Source organism: Streptomyces sp. NPDC027663 (assembly GCF_055566415.1).
The window spans coordinates 723,005-741,434 of record NZ_JBVHSK010000003.1 but is presented as its reverse complement, the minus strand read 5'-3'; the positions used below and the strand labels follow the sequence as shown (position 1 = coordinate 741,434).

Annotated in this window: 20 protein-coding genes and 7 pseudogenes; 16 read left to right on the top strand and 11 right to left on the bottom strand. The window is 68.6% G+C overall.

All coding sequences use genetic code 11. From position 1 onward, the window contains the following. Positions 1 to 18 precede the first annotated feature (18 nt). Complete coding sequence (locus ACZ4SF_RS12690) at positions 19 to 192, bottom strand: CsbD family protein (RefSeq protein WP_468382149.1); 174 nt, start codon at positions 190 to 192, stop codon at positions 19 to 21. Positions 193 to 333: 141 nt separating this feature from the next. On the opposite strand from ACZ4SF_RS12690, the gene ACZ4SF_RS12685 reads away from it, so the two are divergent. Further along, positions 334 to 504: a hydrophobic protein gene (locus ACZ4SF_RS12685; RefSeq protein WP_361790106.1), complete on the top strand. Its 171-nt coding sequence runs from the start codon at positions 334 to 336 to the stop codon at positions 502 to 504. A gap of 374 nt (positions 505 to 878) precedes the next feature. On the opposite strand, the gene ACZ4SF_RS12680 is transcribed toward ACZ4SF_RS12685, so the two are convergent. Further along, positions 879 to 1,007, bottom strand: coding sequence for a hypothetical protein (locus ACZ4SF_RS12680; RefSeq protein ID WP_468382540.1), 129 nt, complete (start codon positions 1,005 to 1,007; stop codon positions 879 to 881). 19 nt (positions 1,008 to 1,026) lie between these two features. Further along, positions 1,027 to 1,164: pseudogene (locus tag ACZ4SF_RS12675) on the bottom strand (STAS domain-containing protein); the annotation flags it as partial. A 251-nt stretch (positions 1,165 to 1,415) separates the two neighbouring features. Here ACZ4SF_RS12675 and ACZ4SF_RS12670 point away from each other — a divergent pair. Then, entirely contained in the window at positions 1,416 to 1,958 is a 543-nt protein-coding gene (locus tag ACZ4SF_RS12670; protein ID WP_468382146.1) for an ATP-binding protein, read from the top strand. 8 nt (positions 1,959 to 1,966) lie between these two features. Here the strand turns inward: ACZ4SF_RS12670 and ACZ4SF_RS12665 are convergent, their stop codons facing one another. Beyond that, positions 1,967 to 2,518, bottom strand: coding sequence for a hypothetical protein (locus ACZ4SF_RS12665; protein ID WP_468382143.1), 552 nt, complete (start codon positions 2,516 to 2,518; stop codon positions 1,967 to 1,969). An 827-nt stretch (positions 2,519 to 3,345) separates the two neighbouring features. Here ACZ4SF_RS12665 and ACZ4SF_RS12660 point away from each other — a divergent pair. The 5 genes and pseudogenes from ACZ4SF_RS12660 to ACZ4SF_RS12640 all read left to right on the top strand — a co-directional run. Further along, the gene (locus ACZ4SF_RS12660; protein WP_468382140.1) at positions 3,346 to 3,687 is read left to right on the top strand and encodes a MerR family transcriptional regulator; all 342 of its coding nucleotides are present in this window, start codon (positions 3,346 to 3,348) and stop codon (positions 3,685 to 3,687) included. 201 nt (positions 3,688 to 3,888) lie between these two features. Beyond that, positions 3,889 to 5,076 (top strand): PP2C family protein-serine/threonine phosphatase, encoded by a 1,188-nt coding sequence (locus tag ACZ4SF_RS12655; protein WP_468382520.1) that lies wholly within the window; start codon positions 3,889 to 3,891, stop codon positions 5,074 to 5,076. A gap of 100 nt (positions 5,077 to 5,176) precedes the next feature. Then, positions 5,177 to 5,569: pseudogene (locus ACZ4SF_RS12650) on the top strand (sigma-70 domain-containing protein); the annotation flags it as partial. A 49-nt stretch (positions 5,570 to 5,618) separates the two neighbouring features. Further along, positions 5,619 to 6,266: pseudogene (locus tag ACZ4SF_RS12645) on the top strand (alpha/beta fold hydrolase). Then, positions 6,266 to 6,897: pseudogene (locus ACZ4SF_RS12640) on the top strand (histidine kinase); the annotation flags it as partial. The pseudogenes ACZ4SF_RS12645 and ACZ4SF_RS12640, both read left to right, overlap by 1 nt. 16 nt (positions 6,898 to 6,913) lie before the next feature. On the opposite strand, the gene ACZ4SF_RS12635 reads toward ACZ4SF_RS12640, so the two are convergent. Next, positions 6,914 to 7,387 (bottom strand): ATP-binding protein, encoded by a 474-nt coding sequence (locus ACZ4SF_RS12635; protein WP_468382137.1) that lies wholly within the window; start codon positions 7,385 to 7,387, stop codon positions 6,914 to 6,916. Between the two features lie 194 nt (positions 7,388 to 7,581). Here ACZ4SF_RS12635 and ACZ4SF_RS12630 point away from each other — a divergent pair, with 194 nt between their 5' ends. From ACZ4SF_RS12630 to ACZ4SF_RS12620, 3 genes are all read left to right on the top strand, one after another. Then, positions 7,582 to 9,165, top strand: coding sequence for an FMN-binding glutamate synthase family protein (locus tag ACZ4SF_RS12630; protein ID WP_468382134.1), 1,584 nt, complete (start codon positions 7,582 to 7,584; stop codon positions 9,163 to 9,165). 14 nt (positions 9,166 to 9,179) lie between these two features. Beyond that, on the top strand, positions 9,180 to 10,943 hold the full coding sequence (locus ACZ4SF_RS12625) for a thiamine pyrophosphate-dependent enzyme (RefSeq protein WP_468382131.1): 1,764 nt from the start codon (positions 9,180 to 9,182) through the stop codon (positions 10,941 to 10,943). Between the two features lie 96 nt (positions 10,944 to 11,039). Further along, complete coding sequence (locus ACZ4SF_RS12620; RefSeq protein WP_468382517.1) at positions 11,040 to 11,885, top strand: RNA polymerase sigma factor SigF; 846 nt, start codon at positions 11,040 to 11,042, stop codon at positions 11,883 to 11,885. Positions 11,886 to 11,900: 15 nt separating this feature from the next. Here the strand turns inward: ACZ4SF_RS12620 and ACZ4SF_RS12615 are convergent, their stop codons facing one another. The 5 genes from ACZ4SF_RS12615 to ACZ4SF_RS12595 all read right to left on the bottom strand — a co-directional run bounded on the left by ACZ4SF_RS12615 (position 11,901) and on the right by ACZ4SF_RS12595 (position 14,765). Further along, positions 11,901 to 12,125 carry a hypothetical protein gene (locus ACZ4SF_RS12615; RefSeq protein ID WP_468382128.1) on the bottom strand — a complete coding sequence of 75 codons (225 nt, stop codon included), beginning with the start codon at positions 12,123 to 12,125 and terminating at the stop codon, positions 11,901 to 11,903. Between the two features lie 128 nt (positions 12,126 to 12,253). After that, positions 12,254 to 12,556 carry a hypothetical protein gene (locus ACZ4SF_RS12610; RefSeq protein ID WP_468382125.1) on the bottom strand — a complete coding sequence of 101 codons (303 nt, stop codon included), beginning with the start codon at positions 12,554 to 12,556 and terminating at the stop codon, positions 12,254 to 12,256. A gap of 771 nt (positions 12,557 to 13,327) precedes the next feature. Further along, positions 13,328 to 13,771 carry a DUF2267 domain-containing protein gene (locus ACZ4SF_RS12605; RefSeq protein WP_468382121.1) on the bottom strand — a complete coding sequence of 148 codons (444 nt, stop codon included), beginning with the start codon at positions 13,769 to 13,771 and terminating at the stop codon, positions 13,328 to 13,330. Between the two features lie 67 nt (positions 13,772 to 13,838). After that, on the bottom strand, positions 13,839 to 14,234 hold the full coding sequence (locus ACZ4SF_RS12600; protein WP_468382118.1) for a DUF2267 domain-containing protein: 396 nt from the start codon (positions 14,232 to 14,234) through the stop codon (positions 13,839 to 13,841). 99 nt (positions 14,235 to 14,333) lie between these two features. Beyond that, positions 14,334 to 14,765, bottom strand: a complete 432-nt coding sequence (locus ACZ4SF_RS12595) for an Hsp20/alpha crystallin family protein (protein WP_351526206.1) — start codon at positions 14,763 to 14,765, stop codon at positions 14,334 to 14,336. Positions 14,766 to 14,892: 127 nt separating this feature from the next. Between ACZ4SF_RS12595 and ACZ4SF_RS12590 the strand changes: the two are divergent. From ACZ4SF_RS12590 to ACZ4SF_RS12570, 5 genes and pseudogenes are all read left to right on the top strand, one after another. After that, positions 14,893 to 15,273, top strand: a pseudogene (locus tag ACZ4SF_RS12590) (type III effector protein); the annotation flags it as partial. Between the two features lie 76 nt (positions 15,274 to 15,349). Further along, positions 15,350 to 15,664, top strand: a pseudogene (locus ACZ4SF_RS12585) (IS110 family transposase); the annotation flags it as partial. A 41-nt stretch (positions 15,665 to 15,705) separates the two neighbouring features. After that, positions 15,706 to 16,161, top strand: a complete 456-nt coding sequence (locus ACZ4SF_RS12580) for a DUF4279 domain-containing protein (RefSeq protein WP_468382114.1) — start codon at positions 15,706 to 15,708, stop codon at positions 16,159 to 16,161. Between the two features lie 81 nt (positions 16,162 to 16,242). Further along, positions 16,243 to 16,717: pseudogene (locus ACZ4SF_RS12575) on the top strand (IS256 family transposase); the annotation flags it as partial. Between the two features lie 53 nt (positions 16,718 to 16,770). Further along, the gene (locus ACZ4SF_RS12570) at positions 16,771 to 17,286 is read left to right on the top strand and encodes a GNAT family N-acetyltransferase (protein ID WP_468382111.1); all 516 of its coding nucleotides are present in this window, start codon (positions 16,771 to 16,773) and stop codon (positions 17,284 to 17,286) included. Between the two features lie 39 nt (positions 17,287 to 17,325). On the opposite strand, the gene ACZ4SF_RS12565 is transcribed toward ACZ4SF_RS12570, so the two are convergent. Next, a complete protein-coding gene (locus ACZ4SF_RS12565) occupies positions 17,326 to 17,580 on the bottom strand; it encodes a hypothetical protein (protein WP_468382107.1) in 255 nt (84 codons plus the stop codon). A 442-nt stretch (positions 17,581 to 18,022) separates the two neighbouring features. Between ACZ4SF_RS12565 and ACZ4SF_RS12560 the strand changes: the two genes are divergently transcribed. Then, a complete protein-coding gene (locus ACZ4SF_RS12560; protein ID WP_042169227.1) occupies positions 18,023 to 18,226 on the top strand; it encodes a cold-shock protein in 204 nt (67 codons plus the stop codon). The last annotated feature ends 204 nt before the right edge of the window (positions 18,227 to 18,430 follow it).

The window sequence follows — 18,430 nt, the reverse complement described above, 5'->3', positions numbered from 1 at the left end:
CTCGACGCGTGCGGAGCGTCAGTGCTTGAAGGCGTCCTTGGTCTTCTCCTTAGCCTCGCGAGCATCGCCGACGCTTTTCTGCGCCTGGCCTTCGGCGGCCATGCGGTCATTGCCGAGAGCGCTTCCCAGGGTCTCCTTGGCCTTGCCCTCGGCCTGCTCGGTCCTCGCCTTGGCCTTCTCGCCGGCAGTCATTGAAATGCGCCTCCTCGTAGCTCTGGTGCCGCTCGTCGCGGTAAAGCCGCTCGTGCCCCGGCTTCCCCTTCACAAACAAGGCGGCGTCCGGGAATGGAGGCGCAAGTGCAGGGCAGACGGTGCCGCAGGAGGTTGATAACTATGGTTCCCCTGCTTCTTGTTCTTCTTCTCGCGGTAATCCTTTTCGGCGCGGGTTTCGCCGTCAAGATTCTGTGGTGGGTGGCCCTGGCCGTGCTGGTGCTGTGGCTGCTGGGCTTCGTGATGCGCTCCACCACCGCCGGCGGTGGTCGCGGTCGCTGGTATCGATGGTGACCTGAGACGTCTCGTCTCATGCGTCGGGCCCGGCCATCATGGCCGGGCCCGACGTGTATGCCCGACAGGCATACGCACGAACCGCACCGCACCCGGACGAAGGAGCCTCAAAGCGGAAGCCGGGTGGGTGGGTTGAGGTCGGGAGCGGGGCGGTCATGCACGGCGGAACCCGCGCAACCTCCTACGGCATCCCGTCCCCGACCTCACCACAAGCCGCTCCGCAGAACTCTTCCGTACCTGCGCAGGATGCGCCGACGACAGCCGCGCTGTGCGGGGTCAGCCCCATCGAGCGTTCCTCGGGCAGTCGGCAGTACCGTCGCCTCAACCGAGGCGGCCACCGGCAAGGGTGTCCCGGACCGGCGCGGGTAGCGGGGTCAGGTGTTGAGGGCCTGCTTGAGGGTGGGGTGGCAGGGGATGATGTCGTCGATGCCGACCAGGTGCAGCAGACGCACCACGGGCTCCTGGGCACCGGCGATGCGCAGCCACCCCTGAGCGCCGCTCACGCGGCCGGTAGGCGGTGACGAAGACATTGACGCCGCTGGAGTCCATGAAGGTCACTCCGCTGAGGTCCGCAACGATCCGCGGCGGCGCCGTGCCGTCCTCGGACAGCAGTGCCTGGCTGAGGACGTCCTTGACGTCGTGGTCGATCTCGCCGTGCACGGACACGATGAGGACGCCGTCGACCACTGCGTGCTTGATGGAGAGCCGGCCTGGCCGGTCTTCCTTGCGGATGTCGCTCACGTCTCCTCGGCTGCGCCTAGGCTTGCCCACTCACGGCATGCCCGGACGATTCTGCCCCACCGCCGCGGCAGCATGCGCCCAGGCAGCCGTGCCGAATGACACCTCTGGTGACATGCATGACGCTGACGTGGGTACTTGCGCACGTCGATGGGGGAGTGAGGGCGAGGTACGTGGGATCCCATGCCGACGGGGTCGGCTCCACCGGAGATCAGCACCTGATGCGAGCCGGCTACGCCTTGGACGGAGGCGACGGGTGCATCTCCGACGCCCGCCACCACGCTGTCGCCTTCCTCGACCAGGCCCGTGCCGATCACCGCCTGCCCGTGCCCGCTCGCGCGAGAGACCTCACGCAGCTGGTGGTTAGTGAGCTGGTCACCAACGCCCTCAAATTCGCCCCCGGCCCCGTCCTGATGGAACTGCGTATCACTGCCCACGCCGTGGACGTCGTCGTGTGGGACAGCGACCCCACCGTGCCCGCTGCCCGGCCCGCCGATCCCGACAGGATCGGCCAGCACGGCCTGGAGATCGTCAAAGCCGTCACCCAGGACCTCTTCACCGAACAGGAGCCGGTCGGCAAACGCGTCACGGCCCGCCTAGCCCTGACCGAGACGCTCAGCAGCGACACCGTCCGCCGCTGGGCGGAAGAGTCCTGCCGACCGCTGGACCGAGACCCCATCCGGCCATCGTCGGCACCTGCGCCGGGATTCCTCTGATCAGCGCATCACCTCGCTGCGCCTGTCGCCTCCCTGGGTGGCGCGGAGGCCAGTAGTGCTGTCGAGGCCCTGGTGTGCAGGTAATCCAACGTCTTGAGCTGCTGTTCCGCCCTCTTCAGCAGTTGTTGCAGCCATTCGGCGTCCAGGCGCGGCTCGTTCGCCGAGGCCGAGAGCAGGGTGCGCCACAGCAACACCTTGCCCTGCACGCCCAGCCGCATGGCTTCGAGCTCGACCAGCACGGTGAGGCCGGAGCGGCGCAGCAGCCGGCCGTTGGGCTTCACCCGCCCGATCTTCTCGGCCAGCCACGCGCCGTACACCTTGTAGCGGCTTACGGCGACGCCGAGATCCGCCAGGAGCCGCAGCAGATGCTGCCGGTCTTGAGAGATCTCCACGGCCAGATCTTCCAGCTCGTTGCCCCAGGCCGAGCTTCGGTACTCCTCGACCATGCGTCCGATGCGCTCGGTACCGGCTGTCGCACCGGCCAAGTGATCGTTCAAATAGATTTCCAGGATTCTCTGCCGCCCCGGACCGTCACCTGATCCCTGTGCCGTCACTCTCATGATTTCCCTCCGGGCTCCGAGTTCCCGACGGTCACCGAGTGCCCCGCCTGCGTCAGGCAACCGCGGTCGTACGGCAGGGTGTGGCCCGACGAACTACCGCAGCCGGGTACGTCGGGCCGGCCGATCGCACCCTGCGGCGCCGATGAGGGCCCAAGGGCACGCCCGCGTCCCGGCCCGCACGAGGGTTCGCACATCCGCGGGGAGACGGTCGATCACGGCGCGATGCCGTATGCCGGCGACCACCGCGCAGATCACGCACTCACCGCCGACGCAGTCGTGGAGAGCGTCCGCCCCGGCGTCCTCGACGCCATGGGCCTGGACTACGCCACCCTGTCCGGTAGACCAGGCTCACAAGGAGGCTTCCCGGTGCCCTTGCGGCAGGGACGTGCACCGGTCTCGAAAGAAAATCTGTCATGGGGGCAGTAGACATTGGCTCGTCGTAGGGTTACTGTTTCTTACGTACCCAGGAAGTCTAAATGGGCACGGCAGACACGAACTGCCGTGCGAGCAGGTCAGGAAGACCGGCCCCGAGGGGTCGTGAGCAGTACCCGCGTTATCCAGCAGTACAACGAGTAATCGAGGTAAGGAGCCGAACGCCATCAGGATCGCCCGGGCGAGGAAGCAGTCCGCCCGGGTACCGCAAGGCCCCGGATTGGAAGGTGGTCCCCGGTCACGCATTCGCGATCCCCGCAGCCCTGCCCTCCCAGGCGGCACCTGCGGAATAAGAAGGCCGGCACCATGTGTCGGTAGATGGTGTTGAAAGCTCGGGGCCCGGATGCCGGTACGGCATCCGGGCCCCCCGACGCGTCCGCCGAAAGAAGAGGTCTATGCCCCCTGCCGGTTCCCGTGCCGTCGACAACCTCGACGATGACGACTACCCCGCCTACACCATGGGCCGGGCCGCCGAGATGCTCGGCACCACTCCCGCATTTCTCCGCGCGCTCGGCGAGCACCGTCTCATCACACCCTTGCGCTCGGAAGGCGGTCACCGCCGCTACTCCCGCTACCAGCTGCGCGTCGCGGCCCGCGCCCGCGAACTCGTCGACGGGGGCACCCCCATCGAGGCCGCCTGCCGCATCGTCATCCTGGAAGACCAGCTCGAAGAAGCCCAGCGCATCAACGAGCAACTGCGCACCGAAGGCGGGTCGCGGCCGAAGACCTCAACGTGACTCAAGCACGCCGGCCGATCCTGCTCGTCAGCGAACGCGGCCGCCGCCTGGTCGCGGCGGTCCAGAGGAAGCACTCACTGTAATGAGCCGCGGTTGACGCCCGCCGTGACGGCTTCCACGCTGTGTGGAGGGGCTGCTGGAAGGACCGCGGTCGTGAGTGGTGAGCGCAGTGGGTATTCCGAGCTGCTGACGGCTGCGGAGATGGCGGCGCCGGTGGAGACCGTCAACGTGTTCGCAGAGGAGCTGCGGCGGCGCTTCGGTGCCACGAAGGTGTCGTTCCTCATCGTTGATCTGACGGGGAAGGCACTGGCGCGGCTGTCCACAACCGGGGATGCGCAGGAGGGGCGGGACGCGGAGCGGATCCCTCTCTTCGGCAGTGTCTACGAGGTCGTGATCCGGACCCAGCGGCTGTATCGGGAGGCGACAGGCAAGGGGCAGCGGGTGATCGTGCCGGTCACCAACCGTGGCGACGCCATCGGGCTGCTGGAACTCCTCCTGCCGGCCAACCCCGACGAGGGCGTCCTGGAAGCGGTCGGGCAAGCTGCCCACGTGCTGGCCTACGTCGTGATCGCCAATGGGCGCTTCACCGACCTGTACACCTGGGGCAAACGCTCCCGACCGCCCACTCTGGCAGCGGAGATCCAGTACCAGCTGCTGCCCGCGTCACTGTCGTGCGAGGCCGCACAGTTCACTCTGTGCGGGAGCCTGGAGCCCTCCGCAGCCCTCAGCGGCGACACCTTCGACTACGCCCTCGACCGCGACACCCTGCACATATCGGTGACCGATCCCATGGGTCACGACATCGACGCCGCCCTGGCCGCCACCGTCCTGGTGGGCGCCCTGCGCGGCGCTCGCCGCGCAGGAACCGGCCTCGCCGAGCAGGCCCACTTGGCCGACCATGCCCTGGCCGACCACAATCGCGGCCACGCCACCGGGCAACTGCTGCGGATCAACCTCCACACCGGGCAGGCTCAGCTCGTGAACGCCGGCCACCCCTGGCCACTGCGCATGCGCGAAGGAGCGGTGGAGACGATCACCTGCGAGGTGGACCATCCCTTCGGGCTGCCCGTGCGCGTACCCCACCCCTATCGCGTCCAGGACCTCGATCTGCGCCCTGGTGACCGTCTGCTCATGCTGACCGACGGCATGCTCGAACATCACGGAGAGAATGTCGACCTGGCCGCCCTGCTGGAGCGGACCCGGGATCTCCATCCGCGGGAGACCGCGCTGACCCTGACGTCCGCAGTCCTGGACGCGGCCGGCGGCCGACTCGAAGACGACGCCACCGTGATGTGCCTGGACTGGCACGGACCCCAGGAGACCCAGCGACACGTCAGCTCGGGCGCGGACACGCGCCGAGCCTCAGCCGCCCGTACGAAGCAGCCATGACCGCGGGCGCTTTCCGGGAGGATTCGTGGTGGCCGCCCACAGGCGCATCCGAATGACGGTGAGGGGCGGCCCAGCTCGTCCCTTTCCTGCCAGAGGGCCAGACACCACCTGGGCCGTGCACGTGCCCCGCCGGCTGCAGGAAGCGCGCGTCCAGCTCGCCCGCGCCACGGAGGAACTCCGCCGTCGCCTCGGCCGCACGCCGACAGCCAAGGAACTGTCGGAGCTGATGTGCCTGCCCGAGGGCGAGGTGCGGGAGGCCCGCCTGGCAGCCAACGGCTACAACTCCTCCTCGATGGACGCCGCCCTCAGCGGCAGCGAGGACGGCGAGAGCGCCCTGCAGGACCTCATCGGCAGCGAAGACCAGGCGCTGGAACTGGTCGGGGACTTCCACATCCTGGCCCCGTTGATCGCCGAACTCGACGAGCGGGACCGGCAGATCATCCACATGCGGTTCGTGGAGGAACTCACCCAGGCCCAGATCGGGGAACACCTCGAAGGCCCCACTTTTCGGGAGAACGGGCGGGGCCTGAGAGACCCGCGGTATGGAAATCGCTCGCAGGAACAACGTCACCGTCACCGGCAACCCGCAGGGGCGGACGGTAATGCTGGCGCACGGGTTCGGCTGCGACCAGAACATGTGGCGGCTCACATTGCCCGCCTTGACCGAGGACTACCGGGTGGTGCTGTTCGACTACGTCGGCCTCGGCCGCTCGGACGGGTCCGCGTTCTCCGAGGACCGTTACGCCTCTCTGTAGGGCTACGCCCAGGACGTGGTCGAGGTCTGCGAGGCGCTCGACCTGCGCGAGGCGGTGTTCGTGGGTCACTCCGTCAGCGCGATGATCGGCGTGCTGGCCGCCGGCATGGCTCCGGAGCGGATCGGGGCGCACGTGATGGTCGCTCCGTCCCCGCGGTACAGCTTCTGCGCCACCGACCCCGACATGGGCCCGCGTCTCAGCCCGCCCCACCTTCCTCTCGGATTCACGGGACGACCTCAAGAGGGTCGACGTGCCGACGCTGGTGCTGGAGTGCACCCAGGACGTGATCGCCCCTCGGGAGGTGGGTGCCTTCGTCCACCAGACGATCCCCGGCTCGACGCTGGTCACTCTCGATGCGACTGGACCCTGCCCGCACCTGTCCGCGCCCGAAGCCACCAACGAGGCACACGGAGCTTCCTGGCGGACTTGCGATGATGTGCCGCACCGGGCAGCACCCCGACCCGCACGAGGCCGACGGCGAGAAAACATCCAGCGCGGCGTTCGCCGCACTGCTGGAGGACAGCGCCGAGGAAATGTACGACAACCGCCATGCGGATATCTGTCCACACTGATGGACGGCAGCACCCTCGCGAAAACCAACACCACGTTGCTGAACCGGCTCGGCCTGCAGCGCGAGGCGGTGGTGGGACGGATGCGGTTCACCGACCTGCTGACCGTGGGCGGCAAGCTGTACCACGAGACGCACTTCGCGCCGCTGCTGCGCATGCAGGGCGAGATCAACGGCATCGCCCTGGAGATCAAGCAGACCGGCGGTGGCCGGATACCGGTGCTGGTCTCCTCCGTGGTCAAGCACGGCGATACCGGCGAGCCCCTGCTCATCCGCACCACCGTCTTCGACGCCCGGGACCGCCGTGCCGACGAAGAAGAACTCCTGCACCGCCGTAAGGCGGCCGAAGAAGCACGCAAGCAGGCGGAGGCCGACCGTGCCCGGTTGCAGGACGCCCTTGCTGTACTCCAGCAGTCACTGCTGCCCGACACCCTGCCGCCGGTTCCCGGAATAGAGGCGGCCGCCTACTACCACACCGCCCATCCCGACCGGCTCGGTGTTCGGTAACAGGCCGTCACAGCTGACGGCCGGCCACATCCCCGCCGGGATCGTCCGCCAGCACAATCGCCGCGGTGATCCGTTTGCCCACGGGTTCGCGGTGCACCGCGAAGCTCTGGCCTACCGCCATGACGATTTCCAGGCCGTGCTGGCCGATCCGAGTCGGGTCGGCCGCCAGGATGGTCGGCGGCGTCGGGTTGCTGTCCCACACGGTCACCTCGACCGCCCCGCCCTCGACTTCCAGCGTCAGCAGGCACGGGCCGGGCGCGTACTTACGGGCGTTGGTCACCAGCTCGCTGACCACCAACTGCACCATGCCCATCGCGCGCCCGGACACCGGCAGACCGTGTACGGCCTGCACATCGGTGAGGAAAGCACGGGCGAATGCGCGGGCAGCGGCGATGTCCTCGCTGTCCTCGAACGCTCCTGAAGCCGATATGACGTTCCCCCGCAGCGACTGTCCCTCCTCGCCGCATGCCGTCTGTTCCATGGAGATCCGCCTCGTCCGTGTCCAAACCTGCCGCGTCCCGCATACCCCCGAACCTTCGCATCAGACGTGCGTGTGAACAGGAAGGTTCCTTCGTTCCTCACCGGTGTACAGGCGGTGCACGGGGTTTGCGGTGTCCGACCGTCCAGTACTCAGCCGGCGCGCATGATGATCGATATCCAGGCAATGCGCCCGGTGTGATACGCGTCGGAGTCGTCGTCCTGACTCTGCTGGCCGCCCTCGGGGCTTTGGCAGCAGCGGTCGGAATCTCGCCCTATTGGTGGTTCGCGGCCCTTCCCCTCACGCTCGTGGGTGCGCTGGGCGCGTGGGACCTGCTACAGCGTCGGCACTCGGTGCTGCGCAACTACCCGGTCCTCGGTCATGCCCGCTTCCTCATGGAGCGCATACGCCCGGAACTGCAGCAGTACTTCATCGAGCGGAACTACGACGGACGTCCCTTCGACCGGGACGTGCGCAGCATCGTCTACGAGCGCGCCAAGGGCACGGATGCGGAGGAGCCCTACGGCACCGAACGGGACGTGTACCAGCCCGGTCACGAGTTTCTGGTTCCGTCGATGGCGCCTTGCCCTGTGCCGGAAAGGCCGCCGCGCGTGCGGATCGGCGGCCCTGACTGCAGCCGCCCTTATGATATGGCGCTGCTGAACGTCTCGGCGATGAGTTTCGGCTCGCTGTCCGCCCATGCGGTCCTTGCGCTCAACGGAGGTGCCGCGGCGGGCGGTTTCGCCCAGGACACGGGTGAGGGCGGGCTGTCCGAGTACCACCTGCGTCCGGGCGGCGACCTCGTGTGGGAGATCGGCACCGGGTACTTCGGCTGCCGCACGCAGGACGGCGGTTTCGACGCGGCCGAGTTCGCCGACAAGGCCGCACACGATCACGTCAAGTGCGTGTCCCTGAAACTGTCGCAGGGCGCCAAGCCGGGCATCGGCGGCGTCCTGCCGGGAGCCAAGGTGAACGCCGAGATCGCCCGGGTCCGGGACGTGCCCCAAGGGCGAACGGTCGTCTCCCCGCCGTACCACCGCGTGTTCTCCACCCCACGCGAACTCGTGCGATTCATCGCCCGCATGCGGGAGTTGTCCGGTGGCAAGCCCGCCGGGTTCAAGCTCTGCGTGGGCTCGCGCCGGCAGTTCCTCGCCGTGTGCAAGGCCATGCTGGAGGAGGGCACGGCGCCTGACTTCGTCGTGGTGGACGGCGCCGAGGGCGGGACCGGCGCGGCGCCGCTGGAGTTCGCGGACCATGTGGGCACCCCGCTCACCGAGGGTCTGCTCACCGTGCACAACGCCCTCGTGGGCACGGGCCTGCGCGACCGGATCAGAATCGGGGCGAGCGGCAAGATCGCCACCGGGACCGACCTGGTCAAACGCATGGTGCAGGGCGCCGACTACGGCAACGCTGCCAGGGCGATGATGTTCGCCGTCGGCTGCATCCAGGCGCAGCGGTGCCACACGAACACCTGCCCCACCGGTGTCACGACCCAGGACCCTCACCGAGCCCGCGCCCTCGACGTCCCGGACAAGACCGTGCGCGTCCAGCGCTTCCAGGAAGCGACCGTGGCCAGCGCGTTGCAGATCATGGCTGCTATGGGCGTCACCGACCCGGCGGACCTGCGTCCGCACATGCTCCGCCGGCGCGTCGACCCCTTCACGGAGCGCTCCTACGAGGAGCTGTACGAATGGCTCGGGCCGGGGCAGTTGCTCGCCGAGCCGCCGGCCTCCTGGGCGGCCGACTGGAACGCCGCCGACCCCGACCACTTCACCGTCTGACCCGGAGGACTCACGTGGCCCGTACTGTTGCCCGCGTCATCGTGGACGCGCTGAGCGAACTCGGCGTGCGCCAGGTGTTCGGCGTCGTGGGAGACGCGCTCAATCCCGTGACCGACGCCATCCGCACCACCGAGGGCCTCGAATGGGTGGGCTGCCGGCACGAGGAGGCGGCGGCCTTCGCCGCGAGCGCCCAGTCACAGCTCACCGGTACCCTCGGCGTTTGCATGGGCACCGTCGGGCCCGGTTCCGTCCACCTCCTCAACGGGCTCTACGACGCGGCCAAGAGCCACGCCCCCGTCCTGGCCATCGCCGGGCAGGTACCGCTCGCCGAACTCCGCAGCGACTACTTCCAGGAAGTCGACAACGACGCCCTCTTCAGCGACGTGGCCGTCTTCCGCGCCACGATCACCTCGCCCGACCAGCTGCCGCAGATGCTGGAGACAGCGGTGCGCCACGCATTGGGCCGCAAGGGCGTTGCGGTCCTCACCGTGCCGGGTGACCTGGGCGAGCGGGAACTGACCGCCGACCGTCCGGCCCGGCTCTCCCTGAACAGCCCGGTGAGCCGGCCGGAGGACTCGGCGGTGCGTCGCGCCGCGGAACTCCTCGACCGCTCCGAACGCCTCACCCTGCTCGTCGGGGAGGGGGCGCGCGCCGCCCGCGAGGACGTTCTCACCCTCGCGGACCGTCTGGCCGCACCGATGGTGCTCACGTTGAAGGCCAAGGCCGGTTTCGAGGGCGACACCAATCCCTTCCAGGTCGGCCAGACGGGACTGATCGGCAACCCCGCCGCCGCATCGGCCCTCCAGGACGCGGACACCCTCCTGCTGCTCGGCACCGACTTCCCCTACCGGGACTGGTATCCCGAGGGTCGGACCGTGATCCAGGTCGACACCGAGGCCACCCACATCGGACGCCGGGTACCGGTCGACGTCGGGCTGGTGGGGGACACCGGCGCTACCGTACGCGACCTGCTGGACCGCCTCACCGCCGCACCCGCGGGGTCCGCGGACGCGCGCGACCGGTCGCACCTGGAGAAGGCGCGTGAGCGCTTCGACCAGTGGCGCAAGAGGCAGGCCAGGCTCGCCGACCCCGCGCACGACAAGGGCCTGGTGGGCCGTGTCCGCTCGGCGCTGGACAACCGTTCCCACGGCATCCGCCCGGAGGCGCTGGCCGCGGTCGTCGACCGGATCGCGGCCGAGGACGCCGTCTTCACCTCCGACACGGGCATGGCGACGGTGTGGCTCTCGCGCTTCGTCGAGATGCGTGGCGAACGGCGCCTCATCGGTTCCTACAATCTCGGCTCGATGGCCAACGCCATGCCCCAGGCACTGGGCGCCCAGTGCCTGGACCGCGAGCGGCAAGTCGTCGCCTTCTGCGGCGACGGCGGACTGAGCATGCTCCTCGGCGACCTCATGACCCTGAGGACCCATCGCCTGCCCGTCAAGCTCGTAGTCTTCGACAACCGTCGGCTGGGCATGGTGAAACTCGAACAGGAGCAGGCAGGTCTGCCCGAGTTCGGCACCGTGCTCGACAACCCCGACTTCGCCGCCGTGGCCGAGGCCATGGGCATCACCGGCATCCGCGTCACGGACCCGGCCGAGGTGGAGAGCGCCGTGCGACGCGCCTTCGGCACTCCGGGCCCGGTCCTGCTCGACGTCCTCACCAATCCCGACGAGATCGCCGTCCCGGCCAAGCCGACCGTCGAGCAGGGCTGGGGGTTCGCGGTGGCCAAGGTGAAGGAAGTCGTACGCAGCAATGGAGAGCCGAGCGGCGACTGATCAACGTTCGAGGAATGCTGGTCGGCGGCCGGGGTACGCGCGTGCTTGCCGGACGCTGGACCGGTGAAGACGAGGCCGTTCGACTGGGAGGGGCGCATGATGCCGACGACGACCGTGCAGACTGCCGCGCAGACGCTGGACGTTCCGGAGGTCGCGGATCCTTCCAAGGTCGCGCCGAAGGACGCGCGGGAGTTGTCGAAGGTGTTCTTCGACCAGTTGGCGGTGCTGGAGGAGGGGACGCCCGAGTACCAGTACGCGCGCAACACCCTGATCGAGATGAACATGTCCCTGGTCCGCTTCGCGGCCGGCCGGTTCCGCAGCCGGGGGCCGGAGGAGATGGAGGACATCGTCCAGGTCGGCATGATCGGCCTGATCAAGGCCATCGACCGGTTCGAGCTGTCCCGCGAGGTGGAGTTCACCTCCTTCGCCATCCCCTACATCGTCGGTGAGATCAAGCGGTTCTTCCGCGACACCTCTTGGGCCGTGCACGTGCCCCGCCGGCTCCAGGAGGCCCGTGTCCAACTGGCCCGCGCCAATGAGGAACTGCGCAGCCGCCTGGGCCGGACCCCGACCACCAGGGAGCTTTCCGAGCTCATGAGTCTGCCGGAGGACGAGGTCGTCGAGGCCCAACTGGCCTCCAACGGCTACAGGTCGACCTCCCTGGACGCGGCGATCGGCGGCAGCGAGGACGGCGAGGCAGCGCTGCAGAACTTCATAGGCGACGAGGACGCCGCCCTCGGCCTGGTCGAGGACTTCCACGCCCTCGCCCCGATGATCGCCGAACTCGACGAACGCGACCGGCAGATCATCCACTGGCGGTTCGTCGAGGAACTCACCCAGGCCCAGATCGGCGAACGTCTCGGCGTCTCCCAGATGCACGTCTCCCGGCTGATCTCCCGCTTGCTGGCCCGCCTGCGCGAAGGAATGCTCAGCTCCCGGTGATGTCCGGGAGCCGGGTCAGTCGGACGATGATCCTGTGTCCTCGCGGGGACACGGGAAGGTGTCCGGCGCCGTGTCCCAGTACGCGCGGTTCTGCCGGTCGGGCAGGATGCCGCAGCTGAGCAGTGTGGCGGTGGCGCCGTTCGGCTGGTTGATCTCGCGGATGCAGACGGCCTTGTCGGGCAGGTACTTGTTTTTGTCGTTCAGTTGCAGCCCGCCCGAGGCACCGGGGTGCTGGGACACGCCGTGGGCGGTGAGCCACAGGTAGATGTCGTTGGGTTGGACGTCCTGGGATGCCGGCAGCAGGTTCTCGATGGCCTTGGAGACGATGCCGACGGTGTCGAAGCCGCCGGCCGCGTCTGCGTCGGCGCTCAGGTGCCCGAAGACGGCTGCGAAGTCCTGGGTGAACTGGGCGTACGGATCCCGGGGGGGTCCGACGTGGGGGCGCTCGTCGTCTCGTAGAAGAGCGTCATGTACGGGTAGGCCCGTGCCGTCCGGGCGGGGTGGAGCTGGAAGTCGATGGGGGCGCTCTCGGCGATCAGGGGAATGGTCGTGCCCTCGGGCGGCTGGCACTGGCCGCCGGCGCTCTGCATGGCGTTGAGGAGGCTGGGCAGTACGCCCGACCGTGCGAGGACGACGACGATGCCGTGCGTGGCGGAAACCTTGTTGTACACGTCGGTGGCGATGCTGTCCGGTGTGGTGGCTCCGGGTTTTTCGCTGTAGGCGACCTCGTCGATGCCGCCGTACCGTCGGTAGGCGCGCAGGAAGACATTCCTGAGGTCCGCGCTGAAGGAGGTGTCGGTCGGGTCGTGGACACGACGGCGTGGGGCCTGCCGCTGGTGAGGCGGTGGATCTCGGGGGAGTGGCGGACGAAGTCGGTGAAGACGGGACCCAGGCGCGTGTTGGGGACCGAGATCTGGAAGTAGCGCTGCGGGGAGTCGGGTCCGACCATGGTGCTGCCGGACACGCCGTTGGCGATGACCGGGATGCCGGCCTGGTCGAGTTCCTGGACCGCCTTCAGTGACTCGCGGCGGCTCTGTGCGATGCCGATGACCGCCGCGATGTGGTCCTCGCGCTGCCGGCTGGTGATCATCTCATCGGCGTTCCTTGTCCGACGAAGCGGTGCCGCCGTCGTGACGCGGTCGGCGCTCCGCTGCGGGCAACCCGATAAGCGGCGGCCGACTGCGCCACGGCGTGGCCTGTTGCGCAGTCGGCCGGCTGAGAGTCAGGTGCTGAGCAGGCGGCTGCCTTTGTGGTTGGGGCGAAGAGGCAGCCGAGGTAGATGCCGAACAGGCCCTGGTTGCCAGGAACGCGACGCTGGAGCCCCGGGCGCCAGGCGCTGTACCGGGGGCCGCTGACCTGCACGAGTCCCGTGGGGTCTTGAATGCCCCGCGCACGCGTGACCACCATCGACGCTCGCCGGCGGTGACAGGACACGGCCTTCATTATGCGGCGGGGTTGAGTTCGGCGCGGCCGAACAGCAGGGCGTAGCCAGTGGGGAGCTGGTGGAGAATGCGGGTGATCAGGTCGGGGCCGGCGTAGGCGGCGACGGCGGAGAAGACGGAGCCGGTGTCCCAGCGGGCAGTGGCCAGGGAGGCGCCGGTGCGGGCGGCGAGGTCCTTGACGAAGGCCCAGCCGGTCAGCGGATGCGTGTCGGGGATCTGCGCGGTCAGCACGCGTGCGGCCTCCAAGGGCAGGCAGGCCGCCAAGTCGACGCGTTCGTCGCCGGTCAGCCGGCGCCCCAGCCCGGCAAGGACCAGGCGGACGACTTCATCGGCCCTCTCGCGGGAGGGGTAGGCACCCTCGTAGCGGACCTTCTCCAGCATCTGCTCATACGCCGTCCCGTACGGCTGCTGGTGCCCAAGCGGAGCGCGCGCGTCGGTGATCACTGCGGTGCATGCCTTTCGTGGAGCCAGGTGGGGTGGTGCCGGTGTGCGGCACCACCCCAGGTCTTGGTCAGGTGGGTTGGGGGCGTCCGAAGAGCAGGTCGTAGCCGGCCGGGAGCTGGAGCAGGACCTGGCCCAGCAATTCGTCGCCGGCAGCGTCGGCGACCGTGGACAGCACGGCGCTGACGTCCCAGGCCGCAGTCTGCTCGGTGGCGCCTTCGATCCACGCGGCGGTCGCCCGGACGAACCGCTCCGGAGGCAGCGGTTCGGCGCTCTGCAGCGGATTGAGAAGGATCAAGGCGAACGCCTCGGGCAGGCACGCCGCCAGCTGGGCGCGTACCTCGCCGACCAGGTGCGCGCCGAGCAGCGCGAGCACCACACGGGCCGCGCGCTCGGCTTCCTCCACAGTCCCGTACTCGCCGCGTTCGGTCACGTGGTCGAGGAACGCTTCGCGTCGCAGAGTCATCTCATCCGCCACCCCTTCTTCTCGGACTGCCCACGGGGGTGCGGAGAGCGGGGTGAGGGGGAGATCAGGTGCCCGCCCTCCGCACCCGTCCGGCCGGTGTCAGCCGGAGATCTCCTTGTGGCCGGATCCGACGCCGATGGAGATCTTGCGGGGCTTGGCTCGCTCGGCGATCGGGATACGCAGGGTGAGCACGCCCGCGTCGTAGTCGGCCTGGATGTGCTCGGTGTCGAGGGTGTCGGCGAGCACGATCTGGCGGGAGAAGACGCCCAGCGGCCGCTCGGACAGCTCCATCTGCACGTCGTCGGCCTTCGCCACCGGCCGCCGCTCGGCCTTGACGGTCAGCATGTTCCGCTCGACGTCGATGTCGATCGCGTCCGCGCTCACGCCGGGAAGGTCGAAGGCCACCACGTACTCGTCGCCCTCGCGGTAGGCGTCCATCGGCATCGCCGACGGCCGGGACCAGGTGCCCGGACCCATCAGCTGCTGCGCCAGCCGGTCCAGCTCACGGAAGGGGTCGGTGCGCATCAACATCGTGAAAACACCTCCAGCAGGTTCAGGCAGTTGCTGCCAATGCGCCTCACTGACACCGTTGTAACACGTCATCCAATGGATGACAAACACGATGTCGTCCACATGATGACAACCTGAGGGGCTGCCCGTGACGCCAGCCGACCAGCCGGTCTCCCCCGACGCCGACGCCCACAGCCCGGCGTCATTCCTCGCCGCCGCAGCGGCCCTGCACGCCGTGGACGACGCCCTACGTGACGGCCAGCGAGAGTCCTCGGACATCCCCGATGCGCCCGGTCCCGGGCCGGAGCAGGCGCTGGCCTCGCTTCTGCTGCTGCGGCAGGTGCGCGAGCAGCTCGCCGGATGGGAGACCGGCCTGATCGAGACCGCCCGCGACGCGGGGGCCAGCTGGGCCGACCTCGCCCACCCCCTCGGCGTCGCCAGCCGCCAGGCCGCCGAACGCCGCCACCTACGAGGCCGCCCCGGCCCCGCCGGAACCACCGGCGAACAACGCGTCCAGGCCACCCGCCAGGCCGCGCCGCAACCAGCTCCGCTCCCTGCTGCGTGAGTACTACCCCGCTGCCCTGGCGGCCGTGGAGCCGTGGACGAAGGGCTCTGCAGGCCCGAAGCCCATCACCCGAGCCTCCGGCAAGAAGTCGAACGTCACCCGACGGTGGGTGAAGAACGACCGCCTGAACCATGCCGGCTGCCTCTGGGCCTTCTCCGCCATCACCGCCTCAACCGGCGCCAAAGCCCACTACCGCCGACGACGCGACCACGGAGACTGGCACGCCGCAGCTCAGCGCAACCTCTTCAACCGCATGATCGGCCAGCTCTATCACTGCCTCCAGAACACCAAAACCCATGACGAGGCCGTGGCCTTCTCCGAGGCAGGGACAGCCGCGAAGCCAGCGGCCGCCTGATCAGTCCCATCAGGCTGCCACGCAGGGCTATCCTCCGCGGGATGCCTCCTCACCAGTACGCGTACTTTGCGCTATTCAGCGATCGCATGTCCGCAGCCGAGATGACGTCGCAGCTGAACATCACCCCCGATGAAGTGTCCGTTCGCGGCAGCCGACACACCGAGCCAGCCGTGCCGGTCAACCACACTTGGAAGATCGTCTGCCGAGACCCCGACCTGCGTGTGGATGAGCAGATCGCCCGGATCCTCAGCAGACTCCAACCGCACACGAACTGCATCGCCGCCGTCAGCAGCAACCTGGCAGCCGACGGCGGCGGAGCGGTGCTTCAAGTCGTCCGCTACTTCAATGACACCGACCCCGACCTGTCGCGGACCCCCGACGCGCCCAACCTCTTCGGCTGCCACCTGGACCGCAGCGTCCTGAGTTTCCTCATCGCCACCGGCGCCGCGCTCGACATCGACGAGTACGACATGACCCCGGACGAGGACTCCAGCTGACTGCCCGCTCAGCGGGACAAGCCGACGCCCGCTGTTCGACCATTCCGACGATCGACTTGACGCGCTAAGCGCCTGAGGTGTCTGCACGGCCTCTCCACCGGGGACTTCGTGCCCGCTCTGGGGCAATTCCTCGGCTCCACTGCCGGCCTGTCGCCGGCCACCGTCCACCCGGCTCACCCAGCAGTGGCAGGCTGACCATGCCGCGTTCCAGGACCGCGACCTGTCCGGCACCGACTACGTCTGCGTCTGGGTCGACGGCATCCACCTGCGGATCCGTCTGGAGGAGGCCAAGGCGGCGGTCCTGGTGATGATCGGGGTCCGCGCGGACGGCACCAAGGAGCTGGTTGCCATGGCCGACGGCTGCCGCGAATCGTCCGAGGCCTGGGCAGGCCTGCTGCGGGACTGCGCCCGCCGCGGCATGCGTGCCCCGGTCCTGGCGGTCGGCGACGGCGCGCTCGGGTTCTGGAAGGCCCTGCGCGAGGTCTTCCCGGCCACCCGCGAGCAGAGGTGCTGGGTTCACAAAACCGCCAGTGCCCTCGATGCGCTGGTCAGGGCCGGCGGCCGCTTCGAGCGCGGCATACTCGTCGAACGTCCCACCCAGGAGGCAGCGTGATCATCCTCAGGCCCGAAACCATCAACACCGACCGGCTGGCCCTACTTCCCCTGCAGGTCGGGCATGCCGACGAAATGGCCACGGCGCTGTCCAACCCCGGCCTGCACACTTTCATCGGCGGGACCCCTGACACTGCCCAGGACCTGCGCGCCCGCTACGAACGTTTGGCGGCCGGCTCACCGCGCCCCGGCGAATCCTGGTGCAACTGGGTCATCCAGCACCGCGACGAGGCCTGTCTGACCGGCTATGTCCAGGCGACGGTCACCGCCGACGACCGCGGAGCCGCTGCGGAGATCGCCTGGGTGGTGGGCACCCCCTGGCAGCGGCGCGGCATCGCCACCGAAGCTACCCAAGGGCTCCTCGCCTGGCTCCGGAAACACCCGGTACACACGGTCATCGCCCACATCCACCCGGACCACCAGGCATCCGCCGCCGTCGCCACCGCAGCCGGCCTCACCCCCACCGGCCAGTGGCACGACGGAGAGATCAGATGGCAGCTGACGACCAGCTGACCATGCGCATCCACAGGTCTTGACGATTGCTCGCGCCGTTCACGGTGTCCGCCTGTCAGCGGATGCCCCTGGCGATGCGGCGGACCCGTGCGGCAGCACGCCGCGCCTGCGGGCCGCCGCACCCCTGGCACGCTGACTGTGCGACCCATTCTCCCGAAGATCGAGGGCGGCCGGGTGCAGGGCCTCCTGCAGCTCATCGAGGACGGCATCCACCTCGTCGTCGCGGCGCTCCTCGTACTGCTCGCGGGGCTCCTGACCGTCGGGGTCCAGCGTGCCCTTGTCCAGGCTGGACACCCGGACCGCCCCGTCGTGGATCTTGATGCCGTTGGCTCCGAGGACACGAACTGCTGGACCCTTCCGAGCGGCGTCTTACGGAAAAGCCGCGTACGTCGTCCGCTCCCGGGAGCCCTGGTGCAGTTGGCGCCGCTTCCTGAAACGTTGCACATCGAGTGAATCAATATCTGTGCCCGGGAGATCAGATTTTCACGGACCACGCGGTGGGAGTTTTTGCAGCGAAGAGCAGAGTGGAAGTATCCAACGTACGCGGGCCGTTCCGGCGTGCTACTGTCGATCCCGGTTGCAGTTGTGGTTCCCAAAACTTCAAGTGCCCCCACCAGGCTTCTGCCGGTCGGGAGCGCTTCTGTATTTCCGGTCATTTCCGGGCGGGGTAATCATCGCGGCGACACGGCGTCCGCACAGGGCGGATGCCGATGCACTGCCCCAAAGGAGACATGACATGGCTACTGGTACTGTGAAGTGGTTCAACGCGGAAAAGGGCTTCGGCTTCATCGAGCAGGACGGTGGCGGCGCCGACGTGTTCGCCCACTACTCGAACATTGCGGCGCAGGGCTTCCGTGAGCTGCTCGAAGGCCAGAAGGTGAACTTCGACATCGCGCAGGGCCAGAAGGGCCCGACTGCCGAGAACATCGTTCCCGCCTGACGCTTACGCACCATCTGTAGCTGGGACCCGCATCCTTCGGGGTGCGGGGCCCAGCTACACGCATCTCCCGCGGTGATTTCACCCGCGGGACGACTCGGATGAATCCGCAGTCCCACCACGCGCGGCTCCTCCTGCAGAGATGCAGGCGCATCCTGAAGAGCTGCTCCGCAGCCGACGCCCGGATCTTACGCCCCATCGCGTCAA

Coding starts and splice junctions, on each gene's coding strand:
- ACZ4SF_RS12655 (WP_468382520.1), top strand. CDS start 3,889: ATGGCGGCGCCGGTGGAGACCGTCAACGTGTTCGCAGAGGAGCTGCGG.
- ACZ4SF_RS12595 (WP_351526206.1), bottom strand. CDS start 14,765: ATGTTGATGCGCACCGACCCCTTCCGTGAGCTGGACCGGCTGGCGCAG.
- ACZ4SF_RS12685 (WP_361790106.1), top strand. CDS start 334: ATGGTTCCCCTGCTTCTTGTTCTTCTTCTCGCGGTAATCCTTTTCGGC.
- ACZ4SF_RS12635 (WP_468382137.1), bottom strand. CDS start 7,387: ATGGAACAGACGGCATGCGGCGAGGAGGGACAGTCGCTGCGGGGGAAC.
- ACZ4SF_RS12600 (WP_468382118.1), bottom strand. CDS start 14,234: ATGACTCTGCGACGCGAAGCGTTCCTCGACCACGTGACCGAACGCGGC.
- ACZ4SF_RS12560 (WP_042169227.1), top strand. CDS start 18,023: ATGGCTACTGGTACTGTGAAGTGGTTCAACGCGGAAAAGGGCTTCGGC.
- ACZ4SF_RS12620 (WP_468382517.1), top strand. CDS start 11,040: ATGATGCCGACGACGACCGTGCAGACTGCCGCGCAGACGCTGGACGTT.
- ACZ4SF_RS12580 (WP_468382114.1), top strand. CDS start 15,706: ATGCCTCCTCACCAGTACGCGTACTTTGCGCTATTCAGCGATCGCATG.
- ACZ4SF_RS12660 (WP_468382140.1), top strand. CDS start 3,346: ATGCCCCCTGCCGGTTCCCGTGCCGTCGACAACCTCGACGATGACGAC.
- ACZ4SF_RS12665 (WP_468382143.1), bottom strand. CDS start 2,518: ATGAGAGTGACGGCACAGGGATCAGGTGACGGTCCGGGGCGGCAGAGA.
- ACZ4SF_RS12690 (WP_468382149.1), bottom strand. CDS start 192: ATGACTGCCGGCGAGAAGGCCAAGGCGAGGACCGAGCAGGCCGAGGGC.